This window comes from Paenibacillus sp. 2RAB27, assembly GCF_052115445.1.
In the GTDB taxonomy this organism is placed as follows: Bacteria; Bacillota; Bacilli; order Paenibacillales; family NBRC-103111; genus Paenibacillus_E.
The window spans coordinates 277,705-302,679 of sequence record NZ_JBFRGR010000003.1; the positions used below are offsets into that span (position 1 = coordinate 277,705).

The 24,975-nt window shown below is 44.7% G+C and carries 22 protein-coding genes; 15 read left to right on the top strand and 7 right to left on the bottom strand.

Annotated features, from left to right (window positions below; genetic code table 11):
- Nucleotides 1-9: 9 nt before the first annotated feature.
- From AB4114_RS06390 to AB4114_RS06405, 4 genes are all read left to right on the top strand, one after another.
- Complete coding sequence (locus AB4114_RS06390) at nt 10-1,125, top strand: glycoside hydrolase family 88/105 protein (protein ID WP_441987675.1); 1,116 nt, start codon at nt 10-12, stop codon at nt 1,123-1,125.
- Nucleotides 1,126-1,245: 120 nt separating this feature from the next.
- Nucleotides 1,246-3,060: a cache domain-containing sensor histidine kinase gene (locus tag AB4114_RS06395; RefSeq protein ID WP_441987676.1), complete on the top strand. Its 1,815-nt coding sequence runs from the start codon at nt 1,246-1,248 to the stop codon at nt 3,058-3,060.
- Entirely contained in the window at nt 3,057-4,583 is a 1,527-nt protein-coding gene (locus AB4114_RS06400) for a response regulator transcription factor (RefSeq protein WP_441987677.1), read from the top strand. The genes AB4114_RS06395 and AB4114_RS06400 overlap by 4 nt, the downstream gene beginning before the upstream one ends.
- 24 nt (nt 4,584-4,607) lie before the next feature.
- Nucleotides 4,608-5,180: a transposase gene (locus AB4114_RS06405; protein ID WP_441987678.1), complete on the top strand. Its 573-nt coding sequence runs from the start codon at nt 4,608-4,610 to the stop codon at nt 5,178-5,180.
- A 27-nt stretch (nt 5,181-5,207) separates the two neighbouring features.
- Here the strand turns inward: AB4114_RS06405 and AB4114_RS06410 are convergent, their stop codons facing one another.
- The 6 genes from AB4114_RS06410 to AB4114_RS06435 all read right to left on the bottom strand — a co-directional run bounded on the left by AB4114_RS06410 (nt 5,208) and on the right by AB4114_RS06435 (nt 11,973).
- Entirely contained in the window at nt 5,208-5,756 is a 549-nt protein-coding gene (locus AB4114_RS06410) for a helix-turn-helix transcriptional regulator (protein WP_441987679.1), read from the bottom strand.
- Between the two features lie 8 nt (nt 5,757-5,764).
- Nucleotides 5,765-6,343: a hypothetical protein gene (locus tag AB4114_RS06415; RefSeq protein WP_441987680.1), complete on the bottom strand. Its 579-nt coding sequence runs from the start codon at nt 6,341-6,343 to the stop codon at nt 5,765-5,767.
- Nucleotides 6,344-6,696: 353 nt separating this feature from the next.
- Entirely contained in the window at nt 6,697-7,782 is a 1,086-nt protein-coding gene (locus tag AB4114_RS06420; RefSeq protein ID WP_441987681.1) for a GerAB/ArcD/ProY family transporter, read from the bottom strand.
- 275 nt (nt 7,783-8,057) lie between these two features.
- A complete protein-coding gene (locus tag AB4114_RS06425) occupies nt 8,058-9,257 on the bottom strand; it encodes a Ger(x)C family spore germination protein (protein WP_441987682.1) in 1,200 nt (399 codons plus the stop codon).
- 18 nt (nt 9,258-9,275) lie between these two features.
- On the bottom strand, nt 9,276-10,844 hold the full coding sequence (locus AB4114_RS06430) for a spore germination protein (protein ID WP_441987683.1): 1,569 nt from the start codon (nt 10,842-10,844) through the stop codon (nt 9,276-9,278).
- Nucleotides 10,845-10,866: 22 nt separating this feature from the next.
- Nucleotides 10,867-11,973, bottom strand: a complete 1,107-nt coding sequence (locus tag AB4114_RS06435; RefSeq protein WP_441987684.1) for a GerAB/ArcD/ProY family transporter — start codon at nt 11,971-11,973, stop codon at nt 10,867-10,869.
- Between the two features lie 248 nt (nt 11,974-12,221).
- Here AB4114_RS06435 and AB4114_RS06440 point away from each other — a divergent pair, with 248 nt between their 5' ends.
- Nucleotides 12,222-12,722 (top strand): CBO0543 family protein, encoded by a 501-nt coding sequence (locus AB4114_RS06440; RefSeq protein WP_441987685.1) that lies wholly within the window; start codon nt 12,222-12,224, stop codon nt 12,720-12,722.
- A 1,678-nt stretch (nt 12,723-14,400) separates the two neighbouring features.
- Here AB4114_RS06440 and AB4114_RS06445 read toward each other — a convergent pair.
- The gene (locus AB4114_RS06445; protein WP_441987686.1) at nt 14,401-14,649 is read right to left on the bottom strand and encodes a DUF3231 family protein; all 249 of its coding nucleotides are present in this window, start codon (nt 14,647-14,649) and stop codon (nt 14,401-14,403) included.
- Nucleotides 14,650-15,942: 1,293 nt separating this feature from the next.
- Here AB4114_RS06445 and AB4114_RS06450 point away from each other — a divergent pair.
- From AB4114_RS06450 to AB4114_RS06495, 10 genes are all read left to right on the top strand, one after another.
- Complete coding sequence (locus tag AB4114_RS06450; protein WP_441987687.1) at nt 15,943-16,662, top strand: 3-ketoacyl-ACP reductase; 720 nt, start codon at nt 15,943-15,945, stop codon at nt 16,660-16,662.
- 108 nt (nt 16,663-16,770) lie between these two features.
- Nucleotides 16,771-17,187, top strand: a complete 417-nt coding sequence (locus AB4114_RS06455) for an Rrf2 family transcriptional regulator (RefSeq protein ID WP_102711436.1) — start codon at nt 16,771-16,773, stop codon at nt 17,185-17,187.
- Nucleotides 17,188-17,279: 92 nt separating this feature from the next.
- On the top strand, nt 17,280-18,146 hold the full coding sequence (locus tag AB4114_RS06460; RefSeq protein ID WP_173193804.1) for an SDR family oxidoreductase: 867 nt from the start codon (nt 17,280-17,282) through the stop codon (nt 18,144-18,146).
- 138 nt (nt 18,147-18,284) lie between these two features.
- Complete coding sequence (locus AB4114_RS06465; protein ID WP_028557746.1) at nt 18,285-18,728, top strand: ASCH domain-containing protein; 444 nt, start codon at nt 18,285-18,287, stop codon at nt 18,726-18,728.
- Nucleotides 18,729-18,762: 34 nt separating this feature from the next.
- Nucleotides 18,763-19,794 carry an NADH:flavin oxidoreductase/NADH oxidase gene (locus tag AB4114_RS06470; RefSeq protein ID WP_441987688.1) on the top strand — a complete coding sequence of 344 codons (1,032 nt, stop codon included), beginning with the start codon at nt 18,763-18,765 and terminating at the stop codon, nt 19,792-19,794.
- Nucleotides 19,795-19,818: 24 nt separating this feature from the next.
- Nucleotides 19,819-20,535 (top strand): SDR family oxidoreductase, encoded by a 717-nt coding sequence (locus tag AB4114_RS06475; RefSeq protein WP_441987689.1) that lies wholly within the window; start codon nt 19,819-19,821, stop codon nt 20,533-20,535.
- Nucleotides 20,536-20,809: 274 nt separating this feature from the next.
- Nucleotides 20,810-21,085 (top strand): hypothetical protein, encoded by a 276-nt coding sequence (locus AB4114_RS06480; RefSeq protein WP_441987690.1) that lies wholly within the window; start codon nt 20,810-20,812, stop codon nt 21,083-21,085.
- The gene (locus AB4114_RS06485) at nt 21,082-21,519 is read left to right on the top strand and encodes an alpha-L-rhamnosidase C-terminal domain-containing protein (RefSeq protein WP_441987691.1); all 438 of its coding nucleotides are present in this window, start codon (nt 21,082-21,084) and stop codon (nt 21,517-21,519) included. The genes AB4114_RS06480 and AB4114_RS06485 overlap by 4 nt, the downstream gene beginning before the upstream one ends.
- A gap of 112 nt (nt 21,520-21,631) precedes the next feature.
- On the top strand, nt 21,632-23,359 hold the full coding sequence (locus tag AB4114_RS06490; protein WP_441987692.1) for an FAD-dependent oxidoreductase: 1,728 nt from the start codon (nt 21,632-21,634) through the stop codon (nt 23,357-23,359).
- Between the two features lie 19 nt (nt 23,360-23,378).
- Nucleotides 23,379-24,935, top strand: a complete 1,557-nt coding sequence (locus AB4114_RS06495) for an MGH1-like glycoside hydrolase domain-containing protein (protein WP_441987693.1) — start codon at nt 23,379-23,381, stop codon at nt 24,933-24,935.
- Nucleotides 24,936-24,975: the final 40 nt, after the last annotated feature.

Below are 24,975 nucleotides of genomic sequence, written 5' to 3' on the forward strand. Positions count from 1 at the left end.
ATAAGAATCATGACAAACGAAATGCTGCTCCAAAAAGTCGGACTGGTCGTAGACAAGCTTATGAATCTGGGCGGCAGTGACTATGAAAAGGATAAAACCGTGGTCCAGGCCGATACAAGAAAAGGGATTGTCCAACGGGATTTCGGAATTGAAGAATGGGACTGGCCCCAGGGCGTCGGTCTCTATGGTCTGTATAAACTGCAGAAATATTATAGCGATCACCGCTATATGGCGTTTTTTCAGAACTGGTATTCCCGCAATTTGGAGGTGGGTCTGCCATCAAAAAATATTAATACGACCGCCCCTTATCTGGCTCTGGTTCTGCTCATGGATCAGCTCGAGCCTTCTAACCAGCTGGAACAGCTATGCCAAGCTCACGCGGATTGGCTCATTCACGAGCTGCCCAAAACCAAAGAAGGCGGCTTCCAGCATACAGTCACTGCCATTGGCAACCGGGATGGAGTCCATTTACACAATGGGCAATTATGGATCGATACGCTCTTTATGGCGGTTCTGTTTTTGAACCAAGCCGGGCGCAAGTTCAACCGGCCGGAGTGGGAGCAAGAAGCCGTACACCAGATCCTGCTCCATATCAAGTACTTGTTCGACAAACATACCGGACTGTTCTTCCACGGCTGGAGTTTCGAACGCAATGATAATTTCGGCAGCATCTTCTGGTGCCGCGGAAATTCCTGGTTCACCTACGGCCTCATCGATTACTTGGAAACTTGCCAAGATACGATGAACCCGGGCGTTCGTCAATTTTTGGTTGATACGTATAAGGCTCAGGTCAATGCGCTGGTTCCGCTCCAGGCCGCTTCCGGTCTCTGGCACACAGTCCTGCAAGACCCAACCAGCTATGAAGAGGTATCCGGATCGGCCGCAATTGCTGCGGGTATCCTTAAAGGCAAAAAAGCCGGTATCCTGGACTCCTCCTATCAGGCTGTTGCAGACAAGGCTATCCAGGCGGTTTGTCAAAATATCGGCGGGGATGGAACCGTGCTGAATGTGTCGGCCGGAACCGGTATGGGAATGGATAAAGACCACTATAAAAATATTGCCATCATGCCGATGGCATACGGACAGTCCCTTGCTCTTATTGCCTTGTATGAAGCTTTAAAATAATACGGGTAAACCGGACCGGAACGTGACGCGCTTTCTTCCTACGTAGACAGGTAAAATGAACCTTGTTTGCTTGGATGGAAAGCGTTTTATCATATAATATGAAATTAAGGGGGGAGCTGATTGAATCCCACAAGCTGGCCGGGGTATATAGCCGGAAAAATAAAGGGCAGCTTCAAGATCAAACTGATCGTGCTGCTCTCATGTATGGTAACACTTTCCTTTGCCTTGGCGGGCTGGATGGTTTACCGCTCAAATATCCAGTTAATGGAGGGGGAAATTAGCAGGCAGTTCTCCATCGCCAACGAACAGGCTTTGGCCCGGCTGGAGATGTCCTTCCAGGAAATCAACCGGGTATCCCAATCCATTATCCTCAATCCGAACATTGAAATGTTCCTCAGGGAGAACATCGTTCCCGTGAGCGATTCTTACACCCAATTCAAGAACCGCAAGTATGTAGAAGAGCAGTTGAATATGCTGCTGGTGGATGCGCCGTCTATCCGTTCCGTTTTCCTGTACAATGAGAACGGCGAAATGACGGTTCTCTCCAAAACTGGTGTGTCGGGAGAACCGAGAACGGATGACTTGACCAGGATAATGGAAAAACTTAAGCCCCATCGGGGGAATATGGTCTGGGGCCGTGCCGAGGCGAACAGCACCATTGATCCGGACGGTCGCAGAACGGTTCTGGTTGCAGCCAGACGGATGCTCAATGAGAAGCTGATCCCGTACGGCACCATGGTGATGGTGATAGAGGAAAGCCTGATATCCAAGGTGCTTCGGGATCTTACGGAGAACGGCAGCGGCAAGGTGCTGCTGCTAGAGCCTATGGGCGGTATGCTCTACTCCAATGCCGACCAGAGCGAGATGGATCAACTCTTGCAACTGACAGAGGCCAATTATCCCCGTTACGTCAAAATGAATGGCATCACCTATTTGTTTGTCCGCCACGAGCTGATTCCAGCAGGCTTTATCCTATACGGAGGGGCTTCCTTGCAAGAGATACAGAGGAAAAATAAAGACATCATCCGGGTATTGGCATTTGCCGGAATCGGCGTGATCCTGCTCAGTGCACTGCTTATTATGATTTCCACCCGGACGCTCCTGACTCCTCTGGCCCATCTGATGCAGGGACTGCGTATGCTGCGTTCCGGCGATTTCACGGTCCGTGTCAGAGTGGATTCCGGCGATGAGCTGGGCTACATCGGAGACAGCTTTAACAGCATGGCAGAGCAAGTGAGCGAGCTGATTAATAAGGTATATTTGGCCCAGATCAGCCAGAGGGAATCGGAACTGAAGGCGATCCAGGCACAGCTGAACCCCCATTATCTGCACAACCTGTTCAATGAGCTGTATTGGAAGCTGTACAGCGACGACCAGGAGGAGGCGGCGCTTCTGATCAACGCAATCTCGGAGATGTTGAAGTATTCCCTTAAATCTGTCCAGACGGATACGACGCTTGGCGAAGAGCTGCATCAAATCCGCAATTACATCAAGATCCAGACAGAGCTGTTCACCGGCGAGATTGAAACCATTATTCAAGCTGAGGAGTCCCTGCTGAATCTGCGGATGATGCGTTCCCTCTTGCTGCCAGTGGTGGAAAATGTTTTTGTGCACGCTTTCCGTGATATGGAGGAAGACCGGGTGCTGCGGATTAAAGCGTTCCTGTTAAATGAGGCGCTCCATATCGAGGTGGCTGACAACGGATGCGGCATGGATAAAGAAACCCTGAGAACCTTGACAGAGGCGGAGGCTGATCTTCCGGACGGCAATAAGACGGGAATCGGCTACAAAAGTGTGCTGCGGCGCATTCAACTGGTATACGGACCCGCATATGGCGTGGAGATTAGCAGCAGTAAAGGGAAAGGAACGGTTGTTCACATGGCGCTCCCTATTAAATCCGGGACACTGGGGAGTCATGAGGAGGGGAAAGGATGAAGGGCAAGCTGTTTATTGCAGAGGATCAGCCCAACTTCCGCAAGGGGCTGCGGAGGCTGGTGGGGAAGCGGTCCACCGAGTGGGTGGTGATGGGGGAAGCGGCCAATGGCCGAGACGCCTTGTTCATGATGGAGAAATGTGTCCCAGATCTCTTGCTGACCGATATCCGGATGCCCCATATAGATGGTCTGCGGCTGGCAGAAGAAATCAAAAGCCGCGGTTGGCTGACGAAGATTGTGATTGTAACCGGATTTAAGGATTTTTCGTATGCCCAGTCCGCCGTCAAGTTCGGAGTGATGGATTTTATCACGAAGCCTTGTGTAGAAACGGATATATTAAGCATACTCGACCGGATTTATGTGCAGCTCATTGAAGAAAGCCAGTCCCAGCTTTTGGTGGAGGGCTGGAAGCGCCAGCATGAAGACAGCGTGCTGCGCTCGGCTATTATGGGCATGCCCTGCAACGGCGAAGAGGTGGAGGCTCTGCTGAAGCAATGCGAGCTGCATTTTCTCCGTATTCCTACCTATTTCCCCCCGGAAAAGCATTATACCGACCGGGATGTGCCGCTTTTGCAGTTCGCTTTCGCCAATATTGCCGGGGAGCACTTGAATAAACGGTTTCCCGACGGCTTTCGCCTGTTTCCTTTGAACGCATCGGAGTGGGCTTTATTGGTGGACCGGAGTACTACTCGGCCAGATACAACCCCCTCATGGCTGCAAATACTCACCGATTCAATTCATCAATATCTAAGGCTGCCTCTTGAATGCAGTGGACAAGGACTATGCGCCAGCACGGAAGAATTGCACCAGGGCTATAGACGGTATTGCCGGGGAGGGGAAAGGGAACACGGTTCTGCCAACGAATCACTGCTCAACCAGACGGCGCTTTACGAGAAGGAGAAGGAAATTGTAACCTGGCTTATGTCGGAGGATAACAACCGGTTGAGCCGTGAGCTGCAGGAGCAAGCCGTCCGTATCAGCCATTTGCCCCCGCAAAACGCCAAGATCGAAGCGCTGCTGCTGGTTGCGGCCATTCTCCGGTTGGTGCAGGTCCAGTTTCCCGAATGGCAAATGGCCTTGCGCCCCATAGAGTGGGATTCTATCTACAAATGTGCGACGCCGGAGAATATTGCCGCATGGTTGCAGGGATACATCCAGGAATTCCTGCAATCCCACAATAACTGGCTTGCCAGCAAGAATGATAATCCGGTCAAGCAGGCCATCCGGTTTATTGAAGAATCATACATGGGCGTATGCGGCTTGGCCGAGGTGGCGGCCCATGTCCATCTCAACCCCAGCTACTTCAGCAATCTATTTAAGAAGGAAACCGGGGAAGGTGTAACCGGCTATATCCAGAACCTCCGCGTACAGAAAGCGAAGCTTCTACTGAAAAGCACAGATATGAAAATATTCGAAATTTCTGAGGCCACCGGCTTCAACGACTCCAATTATTTCACCCATCTGTTCAACAGAATAGCGGGAGTCTCCCCTAAAGAATACCGTAAGCAGATGGCTGGCCAGTGACTAGAAAAACATAACCTGATTATCATGAGCAGAGGCGGTAACGGCCCCAATGGGAGATACGTTCTCTTCAAAAAGTACCTGACGAAAAAGAAGCGCTCTGGCTTGGAGCAGAGCTTTAAGACTTATGAGTGTGAAGAATGCAGTGATTGTCCGATGAGAGCGGCGTGCACAAAGGGAAAAGGCAACCGCCAGGTTCACTGGAACACGGTATGGGAAGAGTTGAAAACAAAAGCGAAAAGCGCTCTTGGTGATGACAAGAAATCCGCAATCTATGCTCAGCGTAAAGTCGAGGTAGAGAGCGTATTTGGTCGCATCAAGGGCAATCGGTCGTTCCGCCGGTTTTCCTTGATGKGGTTGGAAAAGGTTCACGGAGTTTGGGATTGTGGCTATGGCCCACAATCTCCTGAAAGTAGCAGGCATTCGCCTCGCTGCTTTCCTACAAAACAGTGCCAAAAAAAGTTGGACGGAAAACATGTCGTTTTTTCCGCCCAACTTTTTTATTTTAGGGACTTATTGGATAGCACCTTTGGCATGCCAAAACCAATTTGTCACCCAACATCATGCAGATGGGATGGCAACTGCTCCTTCTGTCATTAAGCGAACAAGCAGGATTGCTCATATCATTCATTTGGCTACCGAATCTGCATGCACCTGCCGGTATTCCGTGGGCGTCATGCCGTAATATTTCTTAAAGTTGCGCAGGAAGCTTGAAAAGTTGGCATACCCGGTTTGAAGCGCAATCCCGTTCAACTTGAGAGCGGTTTCGAGCAGCAGTCCGCTAGCGGCCTTCATGCGCACTTCGATTAGGTAGTCGATGAAATTCATCGTCGTGTGCTCTTTAAACAGCTTGCTTAAGTAATTGGGGGAGATGCCGAACAGATCAGCCATGTAATTCACTGATATGTCGCTATTTACATAATGAACCGTCAAATAGGCTTGGATGGCTTCAATGAGATCATTCGTCTTCTTGCGGGCGCTCCGCTTCTCGATCATGGCCATAATCAGCCCGCACAATTGCCCGCCGAGCACCGAACGCATCTCCTGTATCGTTTCGCAATGCTTAAATCGGTCAAGTACGGTTTCCTTATCCTCTCGAAACCTCTCGTCCAGACTCGAATCCGCCGCGATCCGAAGCGCCTTGAGCAGCACCTGAAGGCAGAGCTGCACCATCATATCCTTGGTTAAATTGAGACTGCCGCGTTGTCGAACAAGCCGTCCAGCTGCCGGTTCGTCCGATCGGCATCCGCCTGCTTAATGGCCTCGAGCACCGCGTCCACGGCCTCGAACACATCCATCATTTTACGGCTATCCCAGGAACCAGCCTGCTCCGAGGTGATAATCGCATTCGGGCCGGTCAAAATTTTATATGCAATAAACGCCGACGATTCCAGATATGACGTTCGAATATCCCGAAAATCGGGATAAGGGGAGCCTACCCCGATGCTGATCGTCTTTTTGAACAACTGCTCGGTTTTGGCCCGCAATCGTTCCGCAAAGGACAGCGCCAGTCCGGCGTTATCGGCAGGACGGCCACAGGCGAAGCTCAGCAGAATGACCGCTTGATAATCGTTGATTTGTACGGCTGACCCTTTCATGGCCTCCCCATCTTGGAGGGAGCCGATCGATTCCTCGGCAACGTTGCACAGTGCGTAGAGATATAGTTGCAAATCGCCGGAGCTCTGCACCGACTTGTRATCGAATTCGGCGGTGAGCACGATATAGTAGGTTGTAAGGGACTTGGAAAGCAAGGGACGTTGCAAGAAGGGCTGTTACCCAAAACGGTTGCAATAAGGCATATGCCGAAATGAATTTATGCTTGTGAGGGTAGGTGCACGACCGAAGAAACCTCTGTAATGGATCTGGAGGAATAGCCCCAAGCGAATGTGGGGACATCACTTCGTCAGGAGGGATGCCATAGTGTAAGTTTTACGAAATTGGGAGATGAGTCTCAGACGTTCGATAGCCTCGTCCGAATGGTTGCGTTAGTTTATCGTCCTCTCTCTGGACATGCCGACTGTTAACAAGCCTTTCTTTTCATGGTAACGAATGGTGTGAGCTGTTACTCAGTGTAAATGGATGGTTATCATGAAGTAATTAATCGTGATTGGTTACTTTATACTCTCTTTCGAATGAGAGCCACACCAATCATGCATAAAGGAAGTAGTACTCCAAATGTGAAGGCATAGGGAAACCATATTTTTGATACGAAGTGAAGGAAATAGCTTTCGTTTGGATATGCAATGATAGATAACACAATCAAAATCATCCCAAAAGGGAAAAACAAGGGGCGGATTTCTTCCATTTTGATAACCTGAGCGAAACTAAGGACTGAAGCATAGAAACAAATCGTTAGTTTAAAAAAGATCGTAATAAACCAGATCCCCGCCATTATGACTTCTAATCTTTCTAGAAATTGTCCAACGCTAATCATTTTCGCTAAACTATAGCTTGGATACAAATTCCTTGCGGTAATACCTGCACCAAGAACAAGAATCGAGATCAAAGTTATCACAATCAATAATATTCCCGCGATCAGCGTCCCCACGAAAAACGCTTTATTTGCTTTTTTCACACCATTCACGAAAGGAATAACCATCAATAACACGATAAGTTCCATAAAAGGGGTTCCTGTAAAAGGTAAGCTCGCTCTGATGACAGGAATAATACCTTCGCCGAGATAAGGTTTAAGCTGAACAAGCTGGAATTGCGGTGCCAGAAATAAAACCATAGCAAAAAAGAATATCATAACCCATGGAAAAAAAATTTCCCCGGTACGTGCAATAGTTTCTATACCCTGCCAACTTGCCATTATAACAACTGCGAGAAAAATCATAAGTATAAATTGAAGCGGTGTATCGGGGAGAACCTGAGTTACCACAAAGTCGCCGATGTTCCGCAATACAAGCGCTGCAAGAAGGAAGAAGAAACAGAAATAAAGCAAAGAAACTATTTTACCTATCCAAATGCCAAATAAAGTCTCACACATCTGTACCAATGTTTGGTTCGGAAATTGTCTTACCAATGCTTGATAAAGAAAGACGGTCAGCAAACCAATACACACGGACAGAATGGCGGCTATCCATGCGTTTTGCTTCGCTTCCGCTGCTAGACCAGAAGGGCTTATTAATATGGAGCTTCCAACTGTGAATAGTATGACAAGAATGGTAAATTGTCGGATGCCAATGATACTTTTTCCCATTTCTTTGTTATGCCTCCTCTCGTATGTACGCAATTTCACTGTAAAAACCCTAGAATGAAATCGCTACACGGTTGAAAAACAAAGGTGATGAGATCTAAGGGATTAGGCAATTCCATATGCATACTTTGAGCAATGCTTAGTATTGTACCTAGCAATACTAAACAACAAACGATAACGAATTCTTTATACAGCTTTTTTTTCATAAGCGATGGAAGTTCCAACATCGCGATAGTTGCAGAGGCCAAAAGTATCGCTGTAATCGTCCACATTTTTGATCATTCCTTTGTTTTTTGTACCAGAGAATCACTTACAGTGCCCAGACGACGAATTTTCACTTCTGTCTTCACAAGTACAGGTAAATCGGAAAATTGTTCTTTCCAACTTTCTTTATTTTTATTCCAATATTTAGGGTCTGCTCGATTTATCGCTTCACCAAAGCCGAAAATATCAACATTATATTTTTTTGCTTTTTGAATGGTGGCCTCCAGAATATTTTTCACGTCTTCTTGCGCCAATACCTCCAGATTCTGGATAGTTTCCGGATTAAGCAGATCGATCTTGCATTGGACTTCACCCACATTCTCCTCGAGAAAAACATCAACCATGATTTGCGGTTTGCCATTTTCTACTTTGCCTTTCATTTTTGTTTTAGTGCGTACTACATCTAATGCTAAAATACCCCCTTTTGGACAATCGATATGTCCGATCGTACTTTCAACGTTGTTTATTAAATAGTTGTAGCCTTTGCTTTCTTTATCATTAAGCCAACCGACAAGTTTGTCATTTTCAAAAAGCGCTAAACCCGCATATACCAAAGATGTAGGAGGATCTGTTCGGTATACATTACTCTTTTCACTACCTTTACTCGGATCCCCCTTAATTAGGATACCAGTTAGTACAGGATCTTTTCCCTCTGTTTGCAGATCGGAAATTAATTTGTCTAATTTTACTTTTACAGTAGGCGCCCAAACCTTTTCTGACATCTCCAACGTGGAAAATAATTTATTTGAGGGGATTTTCTCGATGGGCGTAAGTACATTTAATACATTCTCAGCGGTTGTTCCTCTGGCTATGACGATATAGAAATCAGAACGCATTTCATGATTTCTTGAAATCCCATCCAGAACCGGCGTAATCCCTTCTCTAGCCAATTCTTCACTAATCACAAGCATCCTAAGATGGGAAGAGTACACCTTTCTTGGACTTTGTGTGGTAATTTTTCTTAAAGATTCAAATATCGTTTTGGATGTAGCTTTAAAGGTACTTACAGGTGTCGTTGTTCCACTCCCGCCCTTTTTTGAAGCCACTTCACTGGGGTTAACAACTTGAATCGTCACCTGCACTTGATCATCTTTTTTATCGAAACCCATACCAACCGAAATCGCGAGGTCATTAAGCTCGCGCCGACTCCAACATCCCGTGAGTAACCCAATTGTGACGAATAAGGCAACAAATACCATAACATATCTTCGCATTACCGATGACTCCTTTATCTATGGCCTGTTTTCAGGCTTATTCGAAGAGGCATTGTTTTCTCGAATGTTGTTTTTTTGACTAATGAGCCTAGGCCTAGTAGACAATGCCCATTGCGGGAAACGAAAAATAGTATCTTTCTGATCCGCTAAGATAAAAGGTGCCATAGGAGACATGTACGGAATACMGAATGACCTTAAACTACTCAAATGAATAACGATAGCGATTAGCCCTACAGTTACACCAAATAATCCAAACGAAGCCGCTACTAGCATCAATAGAAATCTCAAAATCCGAATCGTAATCCCCATATTGAAGGATGGAATAACAAAATTGGAAATGGCAGTAATGGCCACTATAATAACCATCGCAGGAGAAACCAAACCTGCTTCTACTGCTGCTTGACCGATTACTAATGCCCCTACGATTGAAACAGCTTGTCCGACAGTCTTCGGCAACCTCACACCGGCTTCTCGAAGGATTTCGAAAGTTACTTCCATGACAACCGCTTCGATAAATGCTGGGAAAGGAATCCCCTCTCTTTGAGCAGCTAAACTGATTAATAAAGAGGAGGGCAACAATTCTTGGTGAAAAGTGGTTATGGCAATATATAGGGATGGAGCCAACAAAGATATGAAAAAACATGCATAACGAAGTAATCGAAGAAGTGTTGCGAAATCTGCTCGTTGATAATAATCTTCCGCAGATTGATAAAATTGAGTAAACAAAGCAGGCGCCATAAGCACAAAGGGAGTGCCATCGACAAGAATAGCAATACGTCCTTCCATTAAGCCTGCGGCGACAACATCGGGGCGTTCCGTATTGTACAGGGTAGGGAACGGTGAGTAGGTTTCGTCTTGGATCAGCTCTTCGACATTACCACTTTCAAATATCGCATCGATATCAATACGTCCAAGCCGTATTCTTGCTTCCTGTACCAACTTGTCATTCACAATGCCATTCATATACATGATGGCTACTTCTGTTTTACTTTTACGCCCGATTGTCATGGATTCCATCCATAGGTCAGGGTCTTTTATTTTACGTCTGACGAGTGCGGCGTTAGTACTTATTTGCTCTGTAAACCCTTCCCGTGGTCCTCTTACAACAGATTGCGTGGTCGGTTCTTCAACGGAACGGTGCTCCCCACCTTGTGTATTCGCCGCTAACCCCTGCCCCCACCCATTCAATAAAACAACTGTTAACCCCGCTAAAATAGCTTGGTATAAGGATTCGAAATCGGGAATTTCGCGAACTTGACCGAGTGTACTCATTGCATTTTTTAAAGCATTAATCGGGGACTCACTTAAATCAACTTTTAAATTTTCGGTAAGCAGAGCTTGAATAGAACTTGGATTAATCAGTCCATTAATATAAATAAATCCAATTTGTGTCGAATCCGATTCATTCAGATTGATGGTTTGCGTTATGATATCTTTACTATTTCCAAAGGTTTTCTTGACTCTGTCCATGTTAAGTTCAAGCGACAGCTCAAGTGATTCTGTTGAGAACGACGAACTAATCTGATCGGGCCTTGTTTCAACTGCGCGCTTCTTATTATTCCGAAAAATTTTCTCGATGAAATCCATGATAAATGATATCCCCTCCTACTCAAGTATTCTTATTCTTTGACATTGGCTTTCGAATGGCTCCAACCCCTAGTATGAGTAGTGGATACACTAGCCCAATAGTTATTACATAAGGGATATAAGTTTTGGAATCAAACTCTGCCATATAAGCAACATTGGGATAAACAACAAGTGAATAAACAACCATAATCATTCCTAATGGTAAAACAAGCGGTCGATAATCTTTTACATTCAATATTTGAGCTAGCCCCATAACAAAAGCATAAAAATAAAAAGTTGTCTTAAAATAAACCGTTAGAAACCAAATCCCAGCAATTAGGATTTCAACACGTTCCAATAAATTACCAATGTTTATTTGTTTGGCTAAAACATAGCTTGGAAACATATGACTTGCAGTTATGTTAGTTCCCAATACGGATATGCATAGAAAGGTGATCATTACGAAACAAAGTCCGCCTAATAAGGTAGCAATGAGGAAAGCTTTTTTCGTTTTTTGATTTTGATTGACATGGGCTGGGAATACCATGAACAGCACGATGAAAGGAAGTGAAGAAGTACCAGCAACCGACAAGGCCGCTTTTATCAGGGGTTTATATCCAACTGTGAACATGGGCTGCAACTTATCAAATTCAATCTCCGGTATGAGACATATAACCAAAATAATAAATAGCAGAATGATCCATGGAAAAAAAATCTCTGCCGCGCGGACTATGGCTTCAAGTCCAAGACGCACACCCATAACAACGACGATGCCAAAAATAAGATTGATAGCTTGAATGGGTGTATCAGGCATAACTTGTGTGTTCACAAAATTCCCCATATAAAACAAGACCGTAGTTGCCCCGACAAATGCAAAGAAAATAAATACGAGGGAGAGCAGCTTCCCCAGCCATTTCCCAATTAATATTTCATTATATGCAGTAAGGCTCATGTTCGGAAAATAATCTCCAACCTTGTTGTATAAACAGACGACTAACAAATTAAGGCCAACTCCGATTATAGCGGCGAGCCAGGCATCCTGTTTAGCATCCACAGCAAGCCCCGATGGAATAACCAGGATTGTAGTTCCAATCGTAAATATCATTACGAGTACTGCAAATTGGCTCACGGATATTTTAACGTCTTCCATACTTCCCTCACTAATGATTCAATTTATTGATACTATTCCCCATATTTCCAAAAATCATCAATAAAGACAGCTTACCCAATTGTTTGCACGATGATTGCCATAGAAAATACACCTCTTCGAATTGCAAAGGGGTGTACTCTACTACTTGTTATTTCATATCCATAATTTGGATTAATCAAAAAAATGTGGGTAAAATAAAGCTTACAACATGCGATATGTTGTATAAGATACGAAGGTGGTCAAATTCTATGCATGTTGTAATAACTCTATTTACTATTTATTCAGTTTGGCGTTGGGCAGATTGGAAGAACTGGCACAAGTATCACACAACTATGCTCTTTATCCTGGCTGGTGGTCTTCTGTATGAATATCTAACCAAGGACTTTACTTTGTGGGTTTTTCATCCCGACTTTCTTTATAATCATCAGATAACGGTCATTGTATATGCAGTAATAACAATGCCCCTAAGCGTTCTTTTGTTCCTCTCAAGATACCCTACTACGACTAAATTAAAGCAGATTAAGTACTTATTCAAATGGGTTTTTATTTATTCACTTGTAGAATTAGCTTTACAGATCTCTGGTAGAATCTCATATGATAATGGCTGGACTTTTTGGCACTCAGTGATGTTTGATGTCATGATGTTTCCTATGCTTAGACTGCATCATACTAAACCACTACGTGCCTACTTTTTATCGTTAATAATTATCGTAGTACTAATGTGGTATTTCAAAGTTCCACTAAATTGAATAGTCGATTGGTCAAGATGCTATGTTGTTACACCCCGTGTTACTTTCGATTGGAATGAAAAGAGAAAGCTGCTCAAGTGAGTACAATGGGACGATGTCGGGGGGACCGTGACTTCCAACCCTATAAGCTCCATTGTTATATCTAACATGTGGATTACTAATGCGATGGAGCATAGGGGATGCGCAAGTGCTAGGTCAATATTTCACCTTAGACATGGTGTAGCACAAATGATTACTCTGATTTTCATGGACACGAAAGGCAGAAGTGAATAAACCGTGGCTATGAGGTGTACAATTCAAATGATGAATCGAATTGGGTGGGGAGTCCGTTTGTTAACGGATTTGGCAGCTATTAAGGGATTGGCAAGTGAAATGATTTCAGTAAAAATTTTGTAATTCTCTATAATGCTGCACCTGCAATTTTTCATAATAGTAATATCTATGATTGTCAAAAATGTATACGGTACGCTTACATGGGAATCGTAAACAATATATATTTTTTATATCCGTGGAGGTTAAGTTCGTGGTGATATTGAATATTGTTTTGCTTTTTATATGCATTGGGATTTTGTATACATTGCGATTTATGCGTAAAATTTTCCGACCTATTGAGAAAATCATATATTATATGGTCATAGTAGTTGTGATTGAGCAGTCACAATCTGCAATTTTTGATAATTTAAATCTGATCGAGTTTTCGAGGTCACTTTCCACTTTTTTCTTTTATAAGATGAATCAGTTAATTGTTATGCCTAGTGCAACTATTTGGCTTTTATTTTCTTTTCACAATAAAACACGGTTTCTCATCAAAATGCTTTTTTTAGGGCTATGGTTTTTTGGTTTGACAGGTTTGTATGTTGTATTTCATTATTTAGGCATTTTGAAATTTATCGGATGGAATTTTGGGTATTCAATCGTCTTGTGGTATGTAGTATTGGTTGAGTCATTTTGTTTTAGCTTATTGTTCCGAAAAATGCTTAGAAAGTGTGAAAACTGTGATACTATACCCACCCGAACGATTCGACATAAATGAATGGTTTACATTACTTTCATTTGCTGTATTGCTAACCATAGTAATATTGCTTCCAAAACGCTTTTGTTCACTATCAATAACTGTATTTTTTGTACTTACTGTATTTATTTCGCAGACAGTCGATTCACTTATAGCTGTTAAACCATTTGATTTGTATGACGTAAGTGATAGTTCTAAATTAGAGATAATGGATATTTTCATTTATTATTTTAATTATCCTTTATACACGTACATTTTTTTGTACTTTTATGATAAATGGAATTTGAAAGGAATGAATCGGATCCTCTTTTTAATCGGTTTTTCTCTAATTTCATTGTTTTTTGAATGGTTAGCTGATTTTTTCCAAGTGTTTACATATAAAGGTTGGAGATTATGGTATTCCTTCTTTGTCTATATTGTTACCTATATTTTGTATATTTTTATTCTTCATCTGACACGGAAATTGTTGAGTGCCGAGCAAGGAATGAAAAAGGTTGAATATTCAATAAAAGTGGGGAAGGGTAGTAAAAATTAGTTTCAAATAACGAAATCAGTCGGGACAGTGATTATAGCTGTCTCAATTGGTGTTGATTCCATTAAAATACAAATCTTGGTAATCCAATGATTTCCAAATTGATTGTTTTGAGAGGATAGATTGTTGAAGATTTAGAAACATTTTGATTGAATGACTTCTGTAACCTTTTGGTCAAGAGCCACGGTTTGCATAATACAGTCGTGGAAGAGCTTCTTAGTATCTGACCGCGAATACAGGAAGAAGCTATCCGAGAACAACAGCTTTGCATTTACGTTGACATCTTTATCAGTAAAACCTTGAGGAACAGGGAAATCTTCAGAAGTAAAAAAGTTAGTCAGTACTTCAATATGATTATTGGAGATATGAAAGTCCTGATTCATGTATGTGTTTTACTTCGGTATCCTCTACTTTATTCTAGAAGTAGCGCAGTACACATTTTGCAATACTATCATCTAAACGCAGATCGTTAGTTAAATTAATTAACGAAAGTCTAGGATTTTATTTTCTCGTCCACGGCTGCCGCTTTTTCTATATTAGGGTACAGTCAAATAAGGGATAAAACCAATCAACTATTCACTCTTTTGGAATTTTGAAGTACCACATTAGGGCTAAAATGATTATTAGCGAAAAAAGGTATGCACGTAGTGGTTTGAGATGATGTAGTCTAAGCATAGGAAACATCATGCAATCAAACATCACACAATGCCAATAAGTCCAGCCATTTCGTACGTAATTCTACCGAAGATTTGTACAGCTAATTCGACAATTGAATAAATAAGTACCCATTATCTGATGATTATAAATAAAGTCAGGATGAAAAATCCACAAATTAAAGTCCATGGTTTATAACGCTTTGGGGATCTTCTTATTCTTAAAATCTTTGATTAATCCCAAACTATGGATATTTGGAATGAATGGTCGTTTAGACTACTAACTTCTTGTAAGGAGAAATTGCATCCGCTGTTTTTGTTAAAACACATATATCTATTGAGGTCTGCGTGAGAGCGGATATTTTTATGGCTAAAAGTGTAATTTATTCATGTAGATCAAGAAATATTAGAGCGGCCCAAGCGAGAGCAAACGAATCTTGAATGAAGGAAGTCTAATCGCTTATGAATCCCCTTATGAGACTCGTACTTTTACAACACACAAAGAGGAACTCAACTTTTCAGAAACCTATCGGAATGAATTTATGAATAAGAAGATTACAGCAGTAATATTAACTTTACAACCGAGGATGGGAATGACGGAACCATGTATCCCGAAACCATCCCGCCAATACTCCTGCGTGCGTCATTTTTAACAGAATATGAGGTGTGAAGTACAGGTAGATTCGGCAGAACGAAGGCTATAGCCATTCAAATAGAAAAAGGTATGCCAATGGATATGTCGCGCGGCTGAAAAACTAGATATGGTGAATCGTAGCCCACCTTGCTGCACTCCCACTCGCCAAACTGAACTCAATCGCCAGAGGCCGTCCGCAAGGACGGTTTTTCTTATTGTAAAATAACTGTAGCTACTTACTTTTTCACTGCATGATTTTGAAGCACATGCTCAACACCAAAAATGGGAATTATGATTGTTAATGAGCAGGAGCTGAGAGATGCTGAAAATCATCTTTCTTCAGTTTGTCCAGATTGGATCAATTAAACGATTGAATGGGAGAGATGTTCATGGAATTGCACAATAAGACAGCAATTATTACCGGAGCGGGGAAAGGAATCGGAAAGGCGACTGCGATTGCTTTGGCCACAGAAGGCGTACAGCTTGGTTTAATGGCAAGAACGAACAGCGACTTGGAGTCTTTACAGGCAGAATTGACCCGAACTTATAGAATTAAAGTTTTTATTGCAACCGCTGATGTATCTGTTAAGGCTGAAGTGGATGCCGCCGTTTCCAATTTGATCGAAAGACTCGGGTCCATCGATATTTTGCTTAATAATGCGGGAATTGCGCAGTTCGGTACACTGCTCGATATGGATCCCGATGTGTGGGAGAATATCATCAAAACGAATGTCCTTGGGACCTACTACGTAACTCGTGCTGCTCTGCCTGCCATGCTGAAACAAAGCAGCGGTTCTATTATTAATATTTCTTCCTCCGCCGGCGAGCGCGGAAACGCTACTGCTTCCGCCTACAGCGCCTCCAAATTTGCGGTGATCGGAATGACCGAATCCCTTATGCAGGAAGTACGGAAATCCAATATTCGGGTAACGGCCCTTACACCAAGTACCGTTAACACCGAGCTGGCATCCAATGCAGGGTTGAAAATAGGGGAAGAGGATCGGATGATGCAGCCGGAGGATGTGGCAGAGTTGATTCTGATGACTTTAAAATTACCACAGCGTGTATTCGTCAAAGCCGCTGGAATTTGGACAACCAACCCTCAATAAGATTGGAATCGAATGGGACTATGAACTCGAAAATTTACTTTGGCCGGGTTATGGGTTGACATTCTGTTGCGAAGTAACTACAATGGTTACAACGGTGGTGATGCTAAAGTGAAACAGATTAGTAGCAGATTTTCCATTGCTGTCCATATCCTTTCTCTGATCGCAGTTAGCTCCAAAGATTGTACCGGCGATTTCATAGCKGGCAGCGTGAATACGAATCCAGTTATAATCCGCAGGATAATGGGGATGCTTAAGAAGGCGGGTTTGGTAGACATTCGTCTCGGGGTGGGCGGCGCTTCCTTGCTGAAGGATTCCGATCAGATCACGCTTCTGGACGTGTACCGCGCCGTGGAAGTCATCGAGGACGGTCAACTGTTTAATTTTCACGATGAACCGAATCTCCAATGCCCGGTTGGCCGGAATATTGAAGCGGCTCTTCGTTCGGAAATGAAGGAAGCCCAAACCGCGATGGAACAAAGGTTGGCTCAAGTGAACTTAAGTCAGCTAGCTTCTCAGTTTGTGTAAAAAAAGCTCTAAGAGCTTTTTTATGCCGTCGTTGTAACCAAAGTAGTTATAACAACTGTGATTATTAGATTCATACTATAGGAGGAATTACGATGAAAATTTTGGTGACAGGCGCAACAGGGAAATTGGGATCACTTGTAGTAGAAACTTTATTGGAAACCGTACCGGCTAAGGATCTTGCCGTCAGCGTTCGCAACCCGGAGAAAGCGGAGAGCCTTCGAGCTCGCGGCGTTGATGTAAGGCTTGGGGATTTTGAACAGCCGGATACGCTAGATAAAGCGTTCGCAGGTATCGACCGCCTCTTGATCGTTTCCACGGACGGCGACAACGAAACTCGGACTCGCCAGCATACTGCGGCTGTAGCGGCTGCTAAGCGCGCTAATGTCGGTTTCATTGCTTATACCAGTTTAGGAAACGCTAGCGAGAACACGATATTCCTTGCGCCGGTGCATCGTGCCACTGAGGAAGCCATCAGAAACTCGGGGATTCCTTATTCCTACCTGCGCAACAACTGGTACTTGGAGAACGAGACTAGCAGCATTCAAGCAGTCCTTGGAGGAGCACCTTGGTTGACTTCGGCGGGATCCGGCAAAGTAGGCTGGGCGACCCGTCGCGATTATGCACAGGCAGCTGCAGCCGTACTGGCGGGCGTTGGCCATGAGAATTCCGTGTATGAGCTGTCCGGCAAACTTGCTACACAAGAAGAGCTAGCTTCTGTCCTTGCCGGTGTCTTGGGCCGGGAAGTTCCCGTTCAACAAGTGGATGACGAAACTTATGCCAGCATAATGAGCAGCGTAGGTGTACCTGAACCGGTCGTTCCGATTCTGGTTGGAATTCAGAGTGCGATTCGCGATGGCGCATTGGAAGTCGAGAGCAATGATCTTCAGAAGCTGCTTGGACGTCCGGCCACGTCACTCGAAGAGGGTCTACGTCAAATCGTAAACGAAATTCAGGCTTAATTGAGCGTGCGAAACAGAGGTTGTTCCCGAAGGTCTAATGCGACCGGAGGGATTGCGTCTTTTTTATGCGTGTATGGAAAGTCTAGAGAATGTTTGGGGAATAGTACTTCATTATGAACAGTAATGGAGCGTAGAGGAATGAAAGTATTATCCATGATTCAACCGTGGGCGACTCTGCTTGTCCAAGGCGAGACTCTCTATGAAACAAGATCCTGGAAGACCCGGTATCGCGGACCGTTGGCCATTCATGCAAGCCAGAAAGTCGATAAGCAGGCCTGCAAATATGAACCCATCCGTTCTTTACTCGCCAAGAATGGCTATACGGAACAAAACCTCCCTACGGGGGTTATCCTTGCAACTTGCGAGCTTACGAATTGTTATCAAGTCATCGACGCTAATCATACGTCAGCCATTCTGGATTGCGGGAAGGTCGTGACGGGGGATGACTTCCTGTTAGGCGATTACAGTCCAGGTTATTTTGCGTGGGAAATAGCGGGTTTCCGTCTGCTGAAGCCCTATATTCCAGTAAAGGGAAAACTGGGACTATGGGAATATCCGATAGGCGAAGAGTTGATGATATGACCTATGTAAACAGTCAATTAATGGAGGTTCTGACTTGAGCAATCACTTATTTTCTCCTTATGAAATTAAAGGTTTACAATTGAAAAATCGGGTAGTCATGGCCCCCATGTGCCAATATTCCGTAACCGCTAGGGATGGCAAACCCAACGAATGGCATTATGTTCACTACCTTAGCCGCGCAATTGGCGGTGCAGCCTTGATCATCATGGAAATGACGGACGTTGAGCCGGATGGTCGAATAACCGACTTTGATTTAGGGATTTGGTCCGATGACCATATTCCGGCATTTGCCAGAATTATTGATGGGGTTCATGCTCACGGGGCCAAGATTGGGATTCAAATTGCTCATGCTGGCCGAAAAGCGGAAGATGCTAAAGAGCCAGTGGCCCCTTCCGCTATACCATATCCGGGATCCCGCTATAAGATGCCCCGTGCACTTACAGTTTATGAGGTAAATCAGATGGTACAGCTCTACGCTGATGCAGCCCGCCGGGCTGTTCAGGCAGGCGTAGATATGATTGAGCTTCACGGGGCGCATGGATATTTAATTCATCAGTTTCAATCCCCTTTTACCAACAAACGCGAAGATGCGTATGGACAAGACCTGACCAAATTTGGGGTAGAGGTCATACAGGCGGTCAAAAAGGAAATGCCTGCAGATATGCCGTTATTTTTCCGAATCACTGCCGTAGAGTACGCGGATGGGGGTTATGGTATGGAACATGCCATTAAGTTATCTAAAGCTTACCATGCAGCAGGTGTAGATGTCTTTCATGTAAGTTCTGGCGGGGAAGGACCTGTAGGGGAAAGAAAGCCTGGCAACTACCCAGGTTATCAAGTTCCTTTTGCGCGTAAAATTCGGGAGGCTCTTGGGGTGCCCGTCGTAGCTGTAGGCATGCTTGAGGAACCGGCACTTGCTCAATCCGTCATCTGCAGCGAAGAAGCGGATTTAGTGGCTATCGCCCGTGGCATGCTTCGAGATCCTTACTGGACTATCCATGCTGCTAAATCGCTTAGAAGTGAATATACCACCATTCCAAAGCAATATGAGCGGGCTTATCATTAATGGGAAAATAGGGAGGCTATTCGAATGTCATTGAAAGAGAAGCGAGTCATAGTTGTAGGAGGCACATCAGGTATTGGATTATCGACTGCCAAGGCATTTCTGGATGAAGGGGCAAAGGTAGTTATCGCAAGCCGTTCCGTTGCCAAGCTCTCGGAAGCCAAACAAACGCTTGGCGGGAATGTTGAAGCTTACGAGCTGGATTTTCGGAGTGAAGAGAAAGCCGCGGAATTTTTCGAAAAGGTTGGCAAGTTTGATCACTTGGTGATCACCGCGGGCGAAGGCACGATGGGTGAGTTCCGCGAATTGCCGGTTGAACAGGCGCAAACTGCTTTCGACAGCAAGTTCTGGGGCCAGTATATCACCGTTAAAGCGGCTATCCCCTATTTGAATCAAGAAGGTTCCATCTCCTTGACTTCCGGCGTTTACGGCAAACGGCCTCCGAAGGGGGCATCCACGTTGGCTGCGATCAACTCTGCGTTGGAGGGTTTAATGCGGGGATTGACGGTGGATCTTGCCCCGATTCGGGTCAATGTGGTTTCTCCCGGAATCGTAGATACGCCTGTCTACGCAGGTATGCCGGAGGAAGACCGGAAATCCATGTTCAACGCCATTGCGCGCCAATTGCCTGTCGGACGGATTGCGCAGTCGGAAGATATTGCCGAAGCTTATGTTTACCTTGCGAAAAACGGATTCACCACTGGCTCCGTTATCCTGATTGAGGGCGGGGCGCTCCTGTCCTAAACTGAGTACGTAAAACATATTATAAATGCACTGAGAAGGTCATGAATATCTACGCGAGTAGAGTTCATGGCCTATTTTTCAAACAAGCTGGTCATTGGGGTTGCAATTGCGGTTGGGAATGTGCTTCTGCCTAGTTTAATTAAAAGGGACTTTCCTGACCAAGTTGGACCCATGACTGGAGCCTAATATATTCGGAGCGCTGGCCTCCGGAATAAGCATATCTCTCTCGGTTGGAGCCGGATTAGGTTGGAGAGGGTCATTAGGGTGCTGGGCATTGTTAGCAGGACTCGCGGTTTTGTGTTGGCTGCCGCAGCTGCGGAGTCGCCGCACCTATGCCTCTACTCCAGCTAAAGGAGGCTCTGTCTGGCGCTCCAAGCTGGCCTGGCAAGTTACTTTGTTCATGGGTCTGCAATCTTTTCTGTTCTATATCAATGCCAATTGGTTACCGGAGCTGCTTCATGAGCGGGGAATGAGCATCGCTACCGCCGGATGGATGTTAGCTGGAATGCAGTTCATTAGTCTTCCGTTTCTGCGAAAGCGGGGAGCATGATGTTGTGCGCAGAGAAGATCCTTTCTTACTGGGGCGGCATGATGGAACGGGGAGCAACGTCCTTCTGGGAGGAGTATGACCCGACTATGGCGGATGATGAGCATTACGGGATGTATGGGATGCCTTTTGGTAAGAGTCTCTGTCATGCTTGGGGGGCTAGCCCAATTTACTTAATTGGAAAGTATTTCCTTGGCGTGAAGCCAGTAAGTCAGGGTTATGAAACCTTTGTCGTGGAGCCCCATCTTGGCGGTCTAGCGTGGTTGAAAGGAACGGTTCCAACGGCCAAAGGGGAGGTTGAGCTAGATATGAATGATGAACGTATTTGTGTAAGGGCAACAGTTGGGCAGGGTGTTCTTCGATATGACAAACATGGTGAGAAATTTGAAGTGGCGATTCCAAGTGATGGAAGTTGGCTGGAGGTCTGCCTTGTCTAACGTGAAGTAAATAAATTTGTTACTGATGATCAATAAATCTATTCCTTATTTGAAGCACGGTTGCAGGTGATAATGGAGTCACGACTGCGCGATTAAAGGAGAATAGATTCGTATGAGAGATAGACATCATCAAACAGATTTATGCATTATAGGCGGAGGCATGACGGGTATGTGTGCGGCTATAGCCGCTGCAAGGCGTGGTGTGAGGGTTGTTTTGATACAAGATAGACCTGTTCTGGGTGGAAATGCCTCTTCAGAGATAAGGATGAATATAGGCGGTGCCCATGGTAAGAACAATCGTGAATCAGGGCTGCTGGAAGAGATTGAACTGGAGAACCTGTACCGAAATAACACCCCCAACTTTTCGATATGGGATAGTGTGCTTTATGAAAAAGTGCGTTTTGAAGAAAATATTACGCTACTGCTAAATTGCAGCTGCTTGGGTACGGAAATGGAAGGTACTACCATTAAATCGGTAAAGGGTTGGCAATTAACGACCGAAACTTGGCATACCATAGAAGCTAATTACTTTGCGGACTGTTCAGGAGATGGCATCCTAGCTCCATTAACTGGCGCGGAATACCGAATCGGCAGAGAAGCGGCAAGTGAATTCAACGAATCGATTGAGCCAGAAGTGGCAGATGAAAAAACGATGGGCTTAAGCTGCCTATTCCAAATCCGCGAAACGGATAAGCCGCAGCCTTTTATACCGCCTACCTGGGCACATACCTTTACAAGTGATGAGGATCTACCGCATCGACCACACGATAAACGGACGAATTTCTGGTGGATTGAGCTGGGAGGCGATGGTGATTCCATTCATGATACGGAAGAAATACGGGATGAGCTTCTAAAAGTCGTGTTTGGCGTCTGGGATCATATGAAAAATCAGGGCGATCATGGTGTAGAGAACTGGGTGATTGATTGGATCGGTTTCTTGCCTGGTAAAAGGGAGAGCCGCCGCTATATAGGTGATCACATCCTCACGCAAAATGACATCGAAGCAGAAGGGAAGTTCGATGACCTAGTGGCCTATGGCGGCTGGAGCATGGATGATCACTTCCCTGAAGGCTTTTATTACAAAGGCGGTCATCCTACCATTTACCATCGTGCTCCCTCACCATACGGAATTCCTTACCGGAGCCTGTATTCGAGGAATATAGAAAACTTATTCTTCGCAGGAAGGAATCTTAGTGCCACGCATGCGGCACTTAGTTCAACCCGTGTCATGGGAACCTGTTCCATGCTGGGGCAGGCGATTGGCACGGCAGCAGCAATAGCGGTTAAGGAAAATCTGACGCCAAGAGGCGTCTATCAAACTAAAATACGACAGCTGCAGCAAATGCTGATGGATGATGACAGCTATCTACCTTGGCACCAAAGGAAACTGCCGCTAATAACGCAAATGGCCAGTTTGCAGGCATCCAACGGGGATGCGGAAGCACTTAGGAACGGTTTTGACAGATCGATTGGAGACAATGATAACGGATGGACAGGAAGTGTAGGGGATTGGATTTCCTACAGCTTTGACCAACCTCAACAAATAAGTGAATTGCGGTTTGTCTTTGACAGCCATTTGAACCGGATCATCAGAAATATGCCGAATAGCTACCCACTAAATAATAACAAATGGCATGTACCATTAACGATGTTAAAGGATTTTAAAGTGGAGTTTCTGGATCATAACGACCGTTGGATGGAACTACTGACGATTACCAATAATTATCAAAGGCTGCGGAAGCTGAAGGTCGATATTCAAACAAAAGCGCTGCGCCTAATCCCTTTATGTACTTGGGGATCGGACCACGTACATATTTTTTCATGGGACATCAATGAATAAAAGGGTGGGGTGAGTTAAGATGAATAGATGCCTGAATATCAATGTAACAAAGCTGCCGGAAACAGAAGTGATTTATGCTACGAATAATCGTTCCTTGCAAACGCTATACGACCTGTGTGAAGACATGGCAAAGAAGAACATTCAAACTTTTTCAGATAAAAAGGTACTGGTAGAGGGGTCTTACTATCCCAATGTGTGGTTGGAAACGCAGCCGATGGGCGGAGAAATGTACGCCAAACGCGATATGGAGGCAGCGCTGAATAACCAACTGATTTTTATGGAAAATCAAAGGGAAGATGGCCGGCTGCCGGGGATGATTTCGGTCATAGAAGGAAAATTACAAGCGGATTTTGCTTGGTTCCAGGGCTATTGTTTTCCAGTGCCAGCGTTGAACATGTATTACTGGATGAAGAAGGATAAGAATTATCTTCAGAAGCTATACGATGTGCTAGAAGGATTTGATAGCTATCTCTGGAAATACCGAGATTCCGATGGAGACGGCTGTCTGGAAACCTGGTGTGTGTGGGATACGGGAGAAGATCACTGTACACGCCTGGCGGGGGCGCCGGATAGTTGGGCAGGCGAAACACCGCCATCTGGCTTAGGTCAAGTTCCTTACGAATCCATGGATGTCATGGGTTACTCCTGTAGTGGAAGAGATGTCCTTGCTGTCATTTCCAAAGAATTGGGGAACGGACAAGAGGCCTATTGGAAGGAGAAAGCGGACGAAGTCAGGCATAAAATAAGGTCCTACCTATGGCGTCCTGACAAGCACGCTTGTTACGACAGAGATTGTAATAACGAGTTTATGGATGTGCTTACCCATAATAATCTCAGGGTCATGTATTATGGCGGCTTTACCCAGGACATGGCCGATGAATTTATTGCTTTCCATATGCTGAATCCTGAAGAGTTCTGGACAACGATGCCCCTTTCCTCCATTGCAGTCAATGATCCACTTTTTAGGAATATTGCGAGTAATAATTGGAGCGGGCAGCCGGAAAGTCTAACCTACCAAAGAGCGATTCAGGCGCTGGAGAACTATGGGCATTATGCGGAAATTACTTTATTAGGAAAAATTTATTTGGGTGTGCTGGAAAAGCACTTATTCTTTCCTCAGCAATTTGATCCTTTCACAGCTGAACCAAGCAAGGCAAAAGATGGGTATGGGCCTGCCATACTTTCCGTATTAGAATACCATTCACGGCTTTATGGCGTGAGTATATCCAAGGATGAAGTTTATTGGGGGGGCCTTCAGGACGGGGAATTTGAAAGAAGATATACCCAGCGATGGGCACAAGATAGCTTTACACTTGAGAGTAAAGAAGGTTGTTTCAGCGGCTATATAAATGACAAACAAATGTTTAACGCTACAACAGGAGTTAGAATTGTTACCGATCTACAAGGGCAAGTCAAAGAAATCATCGGGATCGATACGGAGGCGACAGCTATTCATTTGCAAATCGAAGAGCAAAGCTTTGACTTTACAATCAAGCCAAATGAAGTGTATGTCATCGAAAATAATAGCGTGATCAAGAAGAAGCAAGTGGCTTTTGACTACCCATTTGCCAGATAACATGATGCCACGAATAGGCCACTGCCAGAAAGAATGGCGG